We start from the raw sequence: 13,622 nt of genomic DNA, 5'->3' as shown, positions 1-13,622 counted from the left end.
GCCCTTTGCTGATGTGGAGGGAATGAAGCGGAATACGGACATCCGGGAGATCGCCCTGCTGGGCCTTTGTGACAGACTGGGAAGAAAAGGGGCCGATCGGCGCCGTGAAGAGGAAAATATCCGTACTTTTTTGAAAAAAGCAAATTGTATTCAGGAGGGAAACCATATGAAACCGAATCCAGACAATCGCGCGGATAATGTGGAGAAAATCCAGCATAACATTGATATGACCATCGAAAATATCCACCGCGCCAACGAAATGATAGAGAAAACATCCGACGAGAAAATGAAGAAGGATCTGAAAGCCAAAAATGAACGCCGGGTAGAGGCTCTCGGCGACATGCGGCATGAGATCAAGGATGAAGCAAATGCTGCGAAAAACGACAGGCTCCAGTAAGTCTGATATATTTGTAAAGAACAGCAGCGGGCGACAACAAAAATCGCTTGGGAAATCATCTAAAAAGCAACGCAGGGCTGCGAAAAATGCAGCCCAAAGCCAACGCTGATGTTGGAATTGATGATGGATGCAAAATTAGTGTTCATGAAAACCGGCATGAAAAATCCGATTAGTATACCATAATAGAAACAATAGAAACCAGCGAAAAAGCCGCCTTTCGGGCTGTCCTTCGTAAAACAGTATTATCTTGGAAGTGTGGCGTAGCGTAAAAGCTACGCCATTTCTTCCTGTATCGGGTTATTCAGTTCTGGCAGAATCCCACTAAATCATAGCTGATGTGAATATTCTGCCTGCGTTTCCTATCCGATTTATCCGGTGATTCCACAAAGACTTTGCTCACCAAATCATTCACTATAGCAGGCGTTAGCTCCGTAGTGAAAAGTGCCTAATCGTAACGTCAGAGTGCCGGTAAACAGATTGCTGCGCCTATCCGACCAGTCAAGGGCCGGGTAATATTTTCCCGCAAAGAACAGCAGGAAAATCTCCACCCTTAACCCCATTGACAGGCCGGATTTTTGCCGTACCATTTCGCCGCCGAAAACGAGGAGCAGGAACAAATTCCCGCCCCTCGTTTCTGTCTGCTTCATTCTGCGGCAAAACCGGCTTCGCTATGTTGGTGTTATCCATCAGTTGTTGCGGGGCCAGCCCCGTACCCCGGCTTCTTTCAGAGAGAAGAAAGGGCAAAAGGCGTTGTCAATGGAAATATGGAATAGCGGACGGAACTGAGCATAAGGCGCAAAAGCCCATTGTCATAAGTCGTGCCCCACACTAACCCGGCGAATTGCCGTTGCTTTGAATGGCAACCCCTGCCACACGGTGAGTGGGAGGAGTGCAAGAGGAGGAACACCCTCTTGATGCCTTGCACCACTTCAGGTCAATTTCCGGGCTGTTGACAAAGTAGCATAATTTCAATAACTTATCGTACTCCTATCAACTTCTCTACTTCCCATTTATGTTGAAGCAAAGTACAGCCGCCTTGCTTATTTTCTGCCTCATGTTTTCCTATTAGCCGTATTTTTTCAAAGAAAGGTGACTGCAACACTTCAATAATTGAAGTAGTCTTTAGATTCAATTCTGAATATGGGGAGAATGGGCAAGGCTCCGCATTGCCCAACGGGTTAATATGAAAAAATCCCCGGCCGGCGGCCAAACATCCACCCATATATTTTTCATCACCGGGAAAAGAAATGAAGCTCATATTTTTAAGGTCACATTTCAACTTATGTATATTTTCATCTAACATAACAGCGTCATTCTTGGACAGAACAAGATTTTCAGTGCCTTTTTCTACCGGTGCATACTCCACATAAAACAGAATGCCACAGCCCTTTTGCTGTAAGGTGGAAACATACTCCCTGCTTATAACGGTATCTAAATTGTTCTTTGTGACTGTTATAGATGTACCAAAAAGAATATTCCTCTGTCTTAGTTCTTCCATGACTTTCTCAATCTTCGTGGAAATACCGAGTCCGCGCCGTAAATCCGTTTCTTTGGAGTTGCCCTCACTGCTTAAAATAGGGATTATGTTTCTCCGTTGGTCAAATAGATTGATGTATTCTGCGTCAATTAAAGTTCCGTTTGTAAAAACAGGAAATGCAATGTTTGTAAAATTTGAGGCCATTTCTACAATCTCTCGGCGTAACAATGGTTCGCCGCCAGCAAGCAGAATAAAAGAAATACCTAAATCGGCCGCTTCACAAAAAATCCTGTTCCAATCCTCGGTGTTCATTTCCATTTTGGCCATTGTAGTGTCGCATATACCGCCAGCCCTCGCGTAACATCCTGTACAATACAGGTTGCATTGTGAAGCGACGCTTGCAATGAGAAAGGGCGGGATATGAACCCCTGCTTGCTCATAGTCATTCCTTATCTTTGTGCTTGCTTGCATGGTGGGAATAAACTTTGTTATGAAGCGCCGCCCATTTTTATCTTTTAAATAAAATCGAGCCGCCGTTTGTAAAATTGTTGCAATACCTCGTTCCATGTGAACATTTATATCCATAATCACACATCCTTTCTGTTCATCAATGACACTTCGGGCCTACTTGGCCCGAAGTGTCATTGATGAACAGACTATTGCACTTGCTAACTATTCTAGTATCGACCTTGTAAACTGTTCGGCTTTTTTAATATCCTCAGCATTAGGGTGGCCTGTACGCAAAATCATATAGTGGCCTGGACAATGATACTCCTTATCTGATACATGAAGTCCTTGGTCTTGAAGATATTTTTTTGTCTTTTCATAAGCAGACTGAACAATAGCCGCTGTGCTAAATACTACAACCATTTTGATATTCGCCGGATTTAGGGTCGAGATATATCCCTTTAGTTCCGGGTCAATGTCAAAAGCATATATGCCTGTTCCTAAAAATAATAGATCGACTTCGCCTTGTATTGGCTCATGGATTGACTTTGCGGATACCCCTGCTTGTTTAGCGATAGCATTTGCAATTTTCTTTGTATTGCCTGATTTTGAATAATAACGCACTTCAATATTCATAAAACGCCCTCTTTTCAGCTGTTTATTTAACGATCAATGGTGCGAACCTGCCAATAATCGACTTTATGACAATGCAGCCGGCAACTACGAAAAGCGCAATTTGGGGGTCATAAAGGATGGGGATTTTCCATTTGAATATTTGTGTTGCTGTTGTAAGTAATGCGATTGTCCCAAAGAGGTGCCCCATGATGGTGAGAGGGTGAGCAGGCGCATTGCTGATAAATTTGCCGATTGTCGGCATAATCATGCACATTGCAAATCCGATTGTGCCCAAAGTAATAACAGCCGATCTTGGCCCATGGATGAATAATATTTGCTTGCCAGATAGTCCTGCATAAACAATCAGGCCGGTTATAAACCACTCTGCTGCCAATACCCCAATTCCTTTCATTGTTTATCGCTCCTTAAATAGATTTTATTGAACATCGTAATATGTCTTTCTAGAAAAGATAAAGCTTCTTCATATTTTTCGGGCTGATTGTCGTATTTTGATAACAACAAATACAAAGGTGAATAAAACTGCAAGGCCATTACCATTGGATCAGCATCAACATAAACCCCATCATTTATTAAATGAGTGAACACGCCTGATATATAATCTAAGCCTTTGTCTATTATCAATTCCCTAAAAAACTTGCCTGCCTCCGAAGTTCTATACTGTTCCATTGTCAACATTCTACGCAATTGCGAACCATACTCTGTTTTGAGATAGAACTGAAACATTGTAACGCTAATACGGAATAATTCCTCTCTTACATCACTTTCTTCTGAGAGAATATTGGCCATGCTTTCAGGGGGGATAAAAGTAGAAACTTCCTCTTGATAACGGCGCTCAATGTCTTTGAGAATGGAGTCAAAAATGTCTTGCTTTCCGCTATAATGCTTGTAAAGGGCGCTCTCCCGTATTCCGATTTCTTTTGATATGTCACGGATACCAACCCCATCATAACCTCTTTCGGAAAACAATTTTAGTGCAACTGTCAAAATAACTTCCTTTGTATCCCGTATTTCGTTTTTTGGCATAATAACCTCCATCAATAAACGTGGTGATCAGTTGTTCACTATAATTATAGTGAACAACTGATCACTTGTCAAGAAGAGAACTAATTTATATTCTCACGCTGTTATTTATGAGCATTTCAAGCCTTTCTGTTAACCAGCAAGCAGGGCAAGTGTACACACCTGCACATTTTGAGGATTTTCCCGCAAGGGAAAATCCTCAAAACTGCTTGTTGGGGAGCTTCCCAAAACCCGGCTATGTTGCGTCATTTTGCTGTCGCTCATTCCTCATAGAACTTCGGGACAACTTGGCCCGAAGTTCTAAAGTGCAACCAGTTTTGCAAGATGTTCCAAGAGCCTTGCATGCTGCTTCCATAGTTCGTCATAGCCTTTTTGCAGTTCTTCAATTTCAGATGGATAGGCAGTATGAACTTATGACGAACTACCTTCAGGCGGCTTTTTCTTTTGTACAAATAGGGAAAATAGTTTTATATGTTTTCTGTGTGTAAGAGTCGCTTTAAAATATCAAATATCTAGCCCAAAATCAGTTATACCGGCACCTGTCGAGATGTTTTCCTAGCCTGATCGACTGCGCCTAAACCATAGCCGTAACAAAAAAGACTCACAAAGCAATGAAGCTTTGTGAGTCTTTTGGTGCCGGTGATCGGACTTGAACCGATACCCTGTCGCCAGGACTGGATTTTGAGTCCAGCGCGTCTGCCAATTTCACCACACCGGCAAGAACAACGTGGCTTATTATAAACTATTTTCGACTAAAAATCAAGCGCCTACACAAAAAATGTTTTGCAGGGGCCGCTGCTCCATAAAAAACGGCGGCCCCGCTTAAAAAACCGATTTTTAGTTTTACTTTTCCTGCTTGTGAATGCCGCTGTATACGATTCCGCGCATAGCATCTACTGTTACGGTGGTTCCGCTTTTCAGCAGCTGCGTGGCGTTTTCCGCATTGACGATCACCGGCTTGTTCAGGGCCATCCCGGCAATCGCCGCGTGGGAATTGAGCCCGTCCTGCTCGGTGACGATCGCAGCACTCAGGCGGATCAGCTCCATCAGCTTGTTTGTCGTGTGGGGCAGCACCAGAACATCGCCGGGCTTAAAGCGCTGCCAGGCTTCTTCCTCCGTCTGGCAAACACACAGGTTGCCGCAGGCATAGCTCTGGTTGACGCCGCGCCCCGAAACGAGGATGTCTCCCACCATCTGCACCTTCAGCAGATTGGTGGTGCCCGAAAAGCCCACGGGTACGCCGGCCGTAATGACGACCACGTCGCCGTCTTTGACCAGGCCGCGGTCTCTCGAAACCTTTACCACGTGGTCAAACAGCTTGTCGGTGTTTACCTGTTCCTCTACCATAATCGGGATAACGCCCCAGGAGAGGTTCATCTGGCGGCGCACCGTTTCGCTGGTGGTACCGGAAATAATGGGGCAGGCCGGGCGGTATTTCGAAACCATCCGGGCGGTTCTGCCGGATTTCGAAACCGTGATGATCGCCACAGCGCCCAGATCGTGCGCCGTGGTGCAGGTAGCGTGAGAAATCGCGGAGGTAACGTTCGGCGATTCCTTACCGACCAGCTGTGCAAAGCGGGATTTATAGTTGATATCGCGTTCGGTACGCTCAGCGATGATGGACATCGTCTTGAGGGACTCAATGGGGTATTTGCCGGCAGCCGTTTCGCCCGAAAGCATGATCGCGCTGGTGCCGTCGTAGATGGCGTTTGCCACGTCGGTGGCCTCCGCGCGGGTAGGGCGTGGATTCTTCATCATCGAATCCAGCATCTGGGTGGCGGTGATGACCTGCATGCCGCCGCTGTAGCCCTTCTTGATCAGACGCTTCTGCACGACGGGGATTTCCTCCAGAGGAATCTCTACGCCCAGATCGCCGCGGGCGATCATGATGCCGTCGGCCACACGGATGATCTCGTCAATATTGTCCACGCCCTCGCGGTTTTCAATTTTGGCGATGATGCGCATGCTGTGGCAGTTCAGCTTTTCCAGCTCGCTGCGCAGCTCGAGGATGTCGCGGGCGCTTCGTGTGAAGGATGCGGCAATAAAATCAAAATCCTCCTGCACGGCAAAGGCGATGTCGCTTTGATCCCGCTCGCTGATGAACGGCAGGGAAAGCTGTACGCCGGGCACGTTCACACCCTTGTTCGCGGAAAGGGTGCCGCCGTTTAATACGGTGCAGAGAATATCGGTATCAGTACAGGATTCCACTCTCAGCTCGATCAGTCCGTCGTCGATCAGAATGTGAGAACCGTGGTCTACGTCCTTCGGCAGATTGGCAAAGGTGACGCTGACGATTTCATCTGTTCCGTCAACCTCTCTTGTGGTCAAAGTGAATTTCTGGCCCTGCTTCAGCGTGACCTGCGGGGTCGAAAAGGCTCTGATGCGCACTTCGGGGCCTTTTGTATCAAGCAGCAGCGCGATGGGAAGATCCAGCTCCTGACGCAGCTTTTTCACCATATCGGAGCGAACCTTCTGCTCTGCATGGGATTGGTGGGAAAAGTTCAGACGGGCCACATCCATGCCGGACAGCATCAGCTGACGAAGAACAGCTTCTTTATCGGTTGATGGGCCAAGCGTACAGATGATTTTCGTTTTTCTCACGGTAATTCCTCCATTCGAACGGGCGGGTTTTATGGTTGAGCGCACAGCGCAAATCCTGATTTTCTTCACGCTAATACTACATCATATTTCGTGAAAAATCAAACAAATATTAATGAGGTAAAAGAAAATAGGTACCTTCTCTGGATTACAAACAGATATTGAAAAATTTTATGATAACATATACAATAAGAAAAGAGAAAATGAAACGGCATTCGGCCGCGATCATGCGGTGCGGTGCCATAAAGGGAGGAGTGCGCAGCGTGGGGCTGTGGAAAAGGAACGGCCGGTCCGGCCGTCGCGGGGAAAGAGTACTCAAAAGCCAGCCCGGCTGGCGCGGTGTAAATCAGGTAAGGCGGCTGCGGATTCTGATGACGGTGATCGCGGTGGTCATTCTGATTTCGGTAACGGCGGGTCTGCTGCTTGTTTGGTATCAGCTGCATCCGTCTTTGGAGAAGGAGCTGTTCGCGTCCTCGGCGCCGGAATATTCCGAGCCGGTGCAGTCGTCGGCGGCCAGCAGTGCGCCGGATCTTCTGGTACTGGTCGGCAGCGGGCGGGGGCTCATGGAGGGCGTTGTGCCCGATCTGACGGAACAGGACGGAGTCCAGGTGGACAAGCGCCTGGCTGCGGCGTATGAAGAGATGAAGAAAGCCGCGGCAGATAGCGGCGTTGAGCTGAAGATCACGCGGGGCTATGTCACGGCGGAGCAGCAGGAAGTGCTGTACAAACAAAAGGTGCAGGAGCTGGTGGCGGCGGGCTACACACAGGTGCGCGCCGAGGATACGGCGCAGTCTCTGGTGGAACGCGGCGGCTACAGTGAATACCAGACCGGTCTCGCGGTGGATTTTGAGCTGACCGGCGGAACCGGCGGGGCGCAGTCGGAATGGCTTTTGGTCAACGGTCCTCAGTACGGCTTTGTGCTGCGGTATCCAGAGAACAAAGCGAGCGTCACCCAAAAAAATGCGGAGCCGCAGCATTTTCGCTACGTAGGGCAGGAAAATGCCCAGCGCATGCGCCAAATGGGCTTTTGTTTAGAGGAGTATGTCTCTTATCTTTCCAAACAATCGAAAAAATAAAGATTTTGCTGGAAATACTACTTGATTTTTGAATCGCATTGTGTTAAAATTCCTTTGTTATACTTATATTGATAAGTTGTACTTTCGTTGAAAGAGGTGACAGGAATGAAGGAAGCAATCCATCCGAAGTACCAGAAGACGACCATTAAATGCGCTTGCGGAAATGAGATCGAGACACGGTCTACCAAAGACAACATCCGCGTTGAAATATGCTCCAAGTGCCATCCGTTCTTCACCGGCAAGCAGAAGCTGATTGATACCAGCGGTCGCGTGGACACATTTAAAAAGCGTTACGGTCTTCAGGGCAAATAATCATCCTGAAGCATCCTGCGGAAGTTTTAGCTGGAATTATGGGGGGCGGCGCGATGCGCCGCCCGTCTTTTTATCCTTACTTGTGAAAAGGCGGGGCGGGCTTATGACAGAATACAAAACCATCAGTCAAAATGCCTGTGCGGAATTTACGGAGCGTCGTTCCCGGTTTATCGGCTATGCAAGGCCGGTTTCTACCGAGGAGGACGCGATTTCTTTCCTGAACGAAATCCGCCAGAAGCATTGGGATGCTTCCCATAACGTATACGCTTATTCGCTGCGCGGCGGCCAGCTGCGCCGGTACTCCGACGACGGCGAGCCGCAGGGCACGGCAGGGATGCCGGTGCTGGAGGTTCTGCAGAAACCAGGCATTGTCGATGCGGCCATTGTGGTGACTCGTTATTTCGGCGGTGTGCTGCTGGGCGCGGGCGGTCTTGTGCGCGCGTATTCCCATGCGGCCTCGCTCGGTATTCAGGCGGCAAAGCCCATTGTCATGCGCCTTTGCTGGCTGCTGGAGCTTTCGTGCGATTATTCGCAGTACGGGATTCTGGCGGCGCTGATTCCGGAGTGCGGCGGTGTGGTGGATGATTCGGATTTTACCGAAATCGTCACGCTGCGCTTCCATATGGCGCAGGATGACGTGCCTTTGTTCCGCAAACGGCTGGCGGATGCCACCGGCGGAACGGTGGAGGCAGAACAAGCAGGAGAAAAATATTTTGAGTGGAAGCAGGAGTTTTAGGCCATCTTTGCGTATATCCTTATGAGAGGATTGCGGGTGATCATTATGACCGTAAGAGAGAGAACTCAACTGCTCGAAGAGCAAATTTTGTCGCCTTATGCGACATTATCGAAAAAGACCCAGGGCCGGGACCGGCCTGAAGAGGAATGCGAGATGCGCACGCCGTTTCAGCGTGACCGCGACCGCATCATTCACTGCAAGGCGTTTCGCCGGTTAAAGCACAAAACGCAGGTGTTTTTGTCGCCCGAAGGCGACCACTACCGTACCCGGCTGACCCACACGCTCGAGGTTTCGCAAATCGCGCGAACCATCGCGCGCGGATTGCTGCTCAATGAAGATCTGACCGAAGCGATCTCGCTCGGGCACGATCTGGGACATACCCCGTTCGGCCACGCGGGCGAGCGGGTGCTGGGTGAGCTTTGCGAGCACGGCTTTCGGCATAATGAGCAGAGCGTGCGTGTGGTGGAGAAGCTCGAAAACGAGGGCCGGGGCCTGAACCTGACCAAAGAAGTGCGAGACGGGATTCTGTGCCATACCAGCGGAACCCAGGCGCAGACGCCGGAGGGACGCATCGTCCGCCTGGCGGATAAGATCGCTTACATCAATCATGATATTGACGACGCAGTGCGCGCGGGCGTTTTGTCCGAGCGGGATATCCCCGAGCACATCACGAGTGTGCTCGGCACCCGAAGATCAGTGCGTATCGGTACGCTCGTCAAATCCGTGATCCGCGCAAGCGACGGGGCAGAGATCCGCATGGAAGAGCACATCTTCCCGCTGTTTTTGGAGCTGCGCCAGTTTATGTTCGAAAAGGTCTATTTCAATCCTTATGCCAAAAAGGAGGAGGAAAAGGTTCCGTTCCTGATCAAAACGCTGTTTGAGTACGCGAAGAATCCCGCGCATTTGCCGCCGGATCTGCGCGAAACAGCGGAACTGGAGGGAACCGAACGGGCCGCCGCGGATTTTATTGCCGGTATGACCGACCGGTATGCCGTGGTGCTGTTTCAGGACATCAGCGTCCCAAGATCCTGGGACCATTGAGCACCGGGGATAGGAGGGGGATCAGTTGGCGCTGCCGGACGATTTTTTACAGGAGCTGAAAAGCCGAAGTGATATTGCCGACGTGGTTTCATCCTATATCAATCTGCGGCACAGCGGCAGAACCTTTTCCGGGCTCTGTCCGTTTCACAGTGAAAAGACGCCGTCGTTTCATGTGTACCCCGAAAACGGTTCATTTTACTGCTTCGGGTGCGGCGCGGGCGGCGATGTGATCACGTTTATCCGCCGGATTGAAAATCTGGATTATATGGAGGCCATCCGGCATCTGGCGCAGCGGGCCGGGATTTCCGTGCCGGAAAGCGACGCGGATCAGGGCCTTGCCAGAGCCAAGGGGCGCATCCTCGAAATCAACCGCGAAACCGCGCGGTTTTACCACACCCAGCTGATGAGCGAGCAGGGCACGCCGGGGCGGGAGTACCTGTTGGGCCGCAGTTTGACCCCGCAGACGATCCGCCATTTCGGGCTGGGTTACGCGCCCGATTCGCGCTTTACGCTCGTCAATTTCCTCAGTAGCAAGGGCTATACGCCCGAAGAGCTGCTGCAGGCCAATGTCGCGGTCCGGGCTTCTACCGGCCGGGTGATGGATCGTTTCTTCGCCCGCGTAATGTACCCGATCATCGACCTGCGCGGGAATGTGATCGCGTTCGGCGGGCGGACGCTGGGGGACAACAAGCCGAAATATCTCAACACGTCCGATACGCTCGTTTTCCATAAAAGTACGGGGCTGTTCGCGATGAACTTCGCGAAAAACAACGCGAAGGACGGCCTAATTCTGGCCGAGGGCTACATGGATGTGATCGCGCTGCATCAGGCGGGGTTTCAGAATGCCATCGCCACGCTTGGCACGGCGCTTACAACAGAGCAGGCACGGCTTTTGGCGCGCTACACAGGAGAAGTTTTTCTGTGCTACGATTCGGATGAAGCCGGGCAGAAGGCCAGCTCCCGCGCGATTCCGCTTTTGCGGGACGCGGGGCTTACGGTGCGGGTGCTCAGTCTGAGCGCGGGGAAAGACCCGGACGAATTCATGCGCTCCTACGGCGAGCAGGGACCGGCGCGATTCCGCCAGCTGATGGAAAGCAGCGGCAACGACGTGGAATACCGCCTGCAAAAGCTGCGGGCCGGGCACAACCTGCAAACGTCCGACGGAAAAGTGGCGTACCTCACTGGTGCGGCAGAGCTTCTTGCTACGCTCGACAACCGCATGGAGCAGGAAATTTATGCAGGCCGCCTGGCGGAGGAAATCGGGATCGAGCGGTCCTCGATTCTGATGCAGGTGGATAAAAACATGAAAAAGCGGCGAAAGGATCAGCAGCGGAAAGAGTTCCGTGCATTTCAGCAGCAGACGGCGGGAATCCGCGATACCGTGAATCCGGAAAAAAGCCGGCATTTGCGTGCGGCTAATGCGGAGGAAGCGCTGATCGTTTACCTGATGCAGCATCCGGACGCGGCAAAGACGCTGGAAGCGGCTCTGCCGCCCGAAAATTTCGTTACCGCATTCAATCGTCGATTATATACGGTCATTCTGGGGAAGATTAAGGATGGCAAGGCATGCGGCCTTACAGACCTTGCGGGAGAATTCTCCGTGGAAGAGATTTCTTCTGTTGCGAAAATGCTGGCAGATTACCATCAGGTCAATGTGACTGCTCAGGACGCAAAGGAGTACCGGAATGTGATTTTACAGGAAAATGCAAAGCTGGAGCCGCAGGACGCAGCTGCCGCGGCGCCGCAGGACATTCGGGACTATCTGCAAAGACTAAGGGAGCAGAAAAAATAGGGGGAACTACCAATGGAAATGCCTGATAAGAAGACAGTCATCAGAGATCTGATCGAACTGGGAAAAAGCAAAGGACAGCTTTCGACGAAAGAAATTCTGGACGCTCTCGGCGAGCTGGATTTTGAGCCGGAGCAGATTGAAAAGTTTTACGATACACTCGAAAGCCAGGGCGTTGAGATCATAGAGGATTTTGCCAATATCCCGCTCGAAGGACTCGATATCCCCAGCGGCGAAGGCGAGGATGTGGAGGCTGCTCTGGCCACCGAAGGAATTGCCATCGACGACCCCGTTAAGGTATACCTCAAAGAGATTGGCCGCGTTCCGCTGCTCACCCCCGAAGAGGAAATCGATCTGGCCATCCGCATTTCAAACGGAGACGAAGCCGCAAAGAAGCGCCTTTCCGAAGCGAACCTTCGTCTGGTCGTCAGCATCGCCAAGCGTTACCTTGGCCGCGGAATGCAGTTCCTCGACCTGATTCAGGAGGGAAACCTCGGCCTCATTAAGGCGGTCGAAAAATTCGATTACACCAAGGGTTTTAAATTTTCTACCTATGCAACGTGGTGGATTCGCCAGGCCATCACCCGTGCGATTGCCGACCAGGCAAGAACCATCCGCATTCCCGTGCACATGGTGGAAACGATCAATAAAGTGAAGAAGGTATCGAGCCAGCTTCTGCACACGAACGGCCACGAGCCGACAGCCGACGAGGTATCTCTGGAGCTGGACATGCCGGTCGATAAGGTTCGCGAGATCATGCGGGTCGCGCAGGAGCCGGTATCGCTCGAAACCCCGATCGGTGAGGAGGAAGACAGCCACCTCGGCGACTTCATCCCCGACGATGAAGCGCCCGCCCCGGCAGATGCCGCCTCTCACACGCTTCTGCGTGAGCAGCTCGGCGAGGTGCTCGACACCCTCACCCCCAGGGAAGAAAAGGTGCTTCGCCTGCGTTTTGGCTTGGAAGACGGCCGTTCCCGCACACTGGAGGAAGTGGGTAAGGAGTTTAACGTTACCCGTGAGCGCATTCGCCAGATTGAGGCAAAGGCGCTGCGCAAGCTCCGTCATCCCAGCCGCAGCAAAAAGCTGAAAGACTTCCTGGATTAATGGAAGGAGCCTCGTCATGCACATGACATTAGAAACGGACTATGCGGTCAGGATCGTGGATTTTCTGGCGGCGTCCAATCAAAAGGCAGATGCGCGCAGCATTTCTGAGGGAACCTGTGTTCCGCCGCGATTTGCGCTGAAGATTCTGCGCAAGCTGGTTTCCGACGGGATCGTGCAGTCCTATAAAGGGGCGCACGGCGGTTATACGCTGGCCCGCCCCGGCAGCCGGATCACTCTGCGCGAGGTCATTGAATCGGTGGAAGGCCCGTACATGATCAGCCGGTGTCAGCAGGATGAATATGCCTGTACGCATCAGGCTTGCCGGTATCACCGCATCTATGCCGAAATTTCGGAATCGGTGCGCAGGCAGCTGGATTCCTACACCTTTTCTCAGGTAGAGCCGTGCGGAGCGGCCTGCCGTTCCGTAAAGGAGCAAGAGAAAGGGAAAGCGGAGGGCTGCCCCGGAGTGGATAAGCAGTTGCCCTGATGCAGACGGGAAAAATAAAATTATTATGGCTTCGTTTTACCGGCGCTGCCATATAGAAAAGGGAAAGGAACTGTTGGACACAGTTCCTTTCCCTTTTTTTGTAGAACAACCACCGGCTGTGCCGGCGAATCGAAAAAGTGTCTGGCTGGTAGAAATCTGAAAGAAAACGCTCTCAAAAGCTTTTTAATACCCTGTTCACCGTGTGTTGTAATCTGTATTGAAAAGCAGGACCGGCGAAAACAGAAGGAAAGATAAAATCAAACAGCCCGTAAAGCAAATGGAATTCTCTTGAAATATCAGGCTAATGGCCGCGGGCGGCTGTTGGTTATACCAGTGTGTGAAAAGCATCAGTTACATCAGCGGTTTGTGCTTTTAAATTGCGATAATAAAATTACTCAAATGAAATATTGTTATTTATTTATATAACTTTGACAATAAAACAACGATTATTGACAGATGTTTTTATTATAGTTAATATAAATATTGGTAGCACCAATAGATG

Annotated in this window: 15 protein-coding genes and 1 tRNA gene; 8 read left to right on the top strand and 8 right to left on the bottom strand. The window is 50.6% G+C overall.

All coding sequences use genetic code 11. The features are described 5' to 3' along the window. Positions 1-166: 166 nt before the first annotated feature. Entirely contained in the window at positions 167-397 is a 231-nt protein-coding gene (gene tlp, locus TY09_RS18975) for a small acid-soluble spore protein Tlp (protein ID WP_326520097.1), read from the top strand. 301 nt (positions 398-698) lie between these two features. Here tlp and TY09_RS17870 read toward each other — a convergent pair whose 3' ends face one another. The 8 genes from TY09_RS17870 to pyk all read right to left on the bottom strand — a co-directional run bounded on the left by TY09_RS17870 (position 699) and on the right by pyk (position 6,578). Then, complete coding sequence (locus TY09_RS17870) at positions 699-782, bottom strand: hypothetical protein (RefSeq protein WP_242841446.1); 84 nt, start codon at positions 780-782, stop codon at positions 699-701. A gap of 19 nt (positions 783-801) precedes the next feature. Further along, entirely contained in the window at positions 802-1,044 is a 243-nt protein-coding gene (locus tag TY09_RS18580) for a hypothetical protein (protein WP_042432046.1), read from the bottom strand. A 329-nt stretch (positions 1,045-1,373) separates the two neighbouring features. After that, positions 1,374-2,459 (bottom strand): radical SAM/SPASM domain-containing protein, encoded by a 1,086-nt coding sequence (locus TY09_RS06230; RefSeq protein ID WP_042432043.1) that lies wholly within the window; start codon positions 2,457-2,459, stop codon positions 1,374-1,376. A gap of 87 nt (positions 2,460-2,546) precedes the next feature. Beyond that, the gene (locus tag TY09_RS06225) at positions 2,547-2,957 is read right to left on the bottom strand and encodes a flavodoxin domain-containing protein (protein ID WP_042432039.1); all 411 of its coding nucleotides are present in this window, start codon (positions 2,955-2,957) and stop codon (positions 2,547-2,549) included. 22 nt (positions 2,958-2,979) lie between these two features. After that, positions 2,980-3,348, bottom strand: coding sequence for a hypothetical protein (locus tag TY09_RS06220; RefSeq protein WP_042432036.1), 369 nt, complete (start codon positions 3,346-3,348; stop codon positions 2,980-2,982). Next, positions 3,345-3,980: a TetR/AcrR family transcriptional regulator gene (locus TY09_RS06215; protein ID WP_042432032.1), complete on the bottom strand. Its 636-nt coding sequence runs from the start codon at positions 3,978-3,980 to the stop codon at positions 3,345-3,347. The genes TY09_RS06220 and TY09_RS06215 overlap by 4 nt, the downstream gene beginning before the upstream one ends. Positions 3,981-4,608: 628 nt before the next feature. Continuing rightward, positions 4,609-4,695: transfer RNA gene (locus tag TY09_RS06210), tRNA-Leu, on the bottom strand. Positions 4,696-4,820: 125 nt separating this feature from the next. Then, positions 4,821-6,578 (bottom strand): pyruvate kinase, encoded by a 1,758-nt coding sequence (gene pyk, locus TY09_RS06205; RefSeq protein WP_042432028.1) that lies wholly within the window; start codon positions 6,576-6,578, stop codon positions 4,821-4,823. A 200-nt stretch (positions 6,579-6,778) separates the two neighbouring features. Between pyk and TY09_RS06200 the strand changes: the two genes are divergently transcribed. From TY09_RS06200 to TY09_RS06170, 7 genes are all read left to right on the top strand, one after another. Further along, a complete protein-coding gene (locus tag TY09_RS06200; RefSeq protein WP_242841445.1) occupies positions 6,779-7,651 on the top strand; it encodes a M15 family metallopeptidase in 873 nt (290 codons plus the stop codon). Between the two features lie 105 nt (positions 7,652-7,756). Continuing rightward, positions 7,757-7,963 carry a 50S ribosomal protein L31 gene (gene rpmE / locus TY09_RS06195; protein WP_009059810.1) on the top strand — a complete coding sequence of 69 codons (207 nt, stop codon included), beginning with the start codon at positions 7,757-7,759 and terminating at the stop codon, positions 7,961-7,963. Positions 7,964-8,066: 103 nt separating this feature from the next. Then, a complete protein-coding gene (locus TY09_RS06190) occupies positions 8,067-8,699 on the top strand; it encodes an IMPACT family protein (protein WP_042432022.1) in 633 nt (210 codons plus the stop codon). A 45-nt stretch (positions 8,700-8,744) separates the two neighbouring features. Next, entirely contained in the window at positions 8,745-9,740 is a 996-nt protein-coding gene (locus TY09_RS06185) for a deoxyguanosinetriphosphate triphosphohydrolase (RefSeq protein WP_042432126.1), read from the top strand. A 25-nt stretch (positions 9,741-9,765) separates the two neighbouring features. Continuing rightward, positions 9,766-11,532 (top strand): DNA primase, encoded by a 1,767-nt coding sequence (gene dnaG, locus TY09_RS06180; protein WP_042432019.1) that lies wholly within the window; start codon positions 9,766-9,768, stop codon positions 11,530-11,532. An 18-nt stretch (positions 11,533-11,550) separates the two neighbouring features. Next, positions 11,551-12,633, top strand: coding sequence for an RNA polymerase sigma factor RpoD (gene rpoD, locus TY09_RS06175; RefSeq protein WP_187119584.1), 1,083 nt, complete (start codon positions 11,551-11,553; stop codon positions 12,631-12,633). Between the two features lie 16 nt (positions 12,634-12,649). Further along, entirely contained in the window at positions 12,650-13,120 is a 471-nt protein-coding gene (locus tag TY09_RS06170) for an RrF2 family transcriptional regulator (protein WP_009059785.1), read from the top strand. Positions 13,121-13,622: the final 502 nt, after the last annotated feature.

Origin of the sequence: Faecalispora jeddahensis (genome assembly GCF_000577335.1) — a bacterium.
GTDB lineage: Bacteria > Bacillota > Clostridia > Oscillospirales > Acutalibacteraceae > Faecalispora > Faecalispora jeddahensis.
This window is presented reverse-complemented; position numbering and strand designations above follow the sequence as displayed.

What these genes read in the sequence shown, in the direction of transcription:
- tlp (WP_326520097.1), top strand. Translation starts at nt 167, where the DNA reads ATGAAACCGAATCCAGACAATCGCGCGGATAATGTGGAGAAAATCCAG.
- TY09_RS18580 (WP_042432046.1), bottom strand. Translation starts at nt 1,044, where the DNA reads ATGAAGCAGACAGAAACGAGGGGCGGGAATTTGTTCCTGCTCCTCGTT.
- TY09_RS06230 (WP_042432043.1), bottom strand. Translation starts at nt 2,459, where the DNA reads ATGGATATAAATGTTCACATGGAACGAGGTATTGCAACAATTTTACAA.
- TY09_RS06225 (WP_042432039.1), bottom strand. Translation starts at nt 2,957, where the DNA reads ATGAATATTGAAGTGCGTTATTATTCAAAATCAGGCAATACAAAGAAA.
- TY09_RS06220 (WP_042432036.1), bottom strand. Translation starts at nt 3,348, where the DNA reads ATGAAAGGAATTGGGGTATTGGCAGCAGAGTGGTTTATAACCGGCCTG.
- TY09_RS06215 (WP_042432032.1), bottom strand. Translation starts at nt 3,980, where the DNA reads ATGCCAAAAAACGAAATACGGGATACAAAGGAAGTTATTTTGACAGTT.
- TY09_RS06200 (WP_242841445.1), top strand. Translation starts at nt 6,779, where the DNA reads ATGAAACGGCATTCGGCCGCGATCATGCGGTGCGGTGCCATAAAGGGA.
- rpmE (WP_009059810.1), top strand. Translation starts at nt 7,757, where the DNA reads ATGAAGGAAGCAATCCATCCGAAGTACCAGAAGACGACCATTAAATGC.
- TY09_RS06190 (WP_042432022.1), top strand. Translation starts at nt 8,067, where the DNA reads ATGACAGAATACAAAACCATCAGTCAAAATGCCTGTGCGGAATTTACG.
- TY09_RS06185 (WP_042432126.1), top strand. Translation starts at nt 8,745, where the DNA reads ATGACCGTAAGAGAGAGAACTCAACTGCTCGAAGAGCAAATTTTGTCG.
- rpoD (WP_187119584.1), top strand. Translation starts at nt 11,551, where the DNA reads ATGCCTGATAAGAAGACAGTCATCAGAGATCTGATCGAACTGGGAAAA.
- TY09_RS06170 (WP_009059785.1), top strand. Translation starts at nt 12,650, where the DNA reads ATGCACATGACATTAGAAACGGACTATGCGGTCAGGATCGTGGATTTT.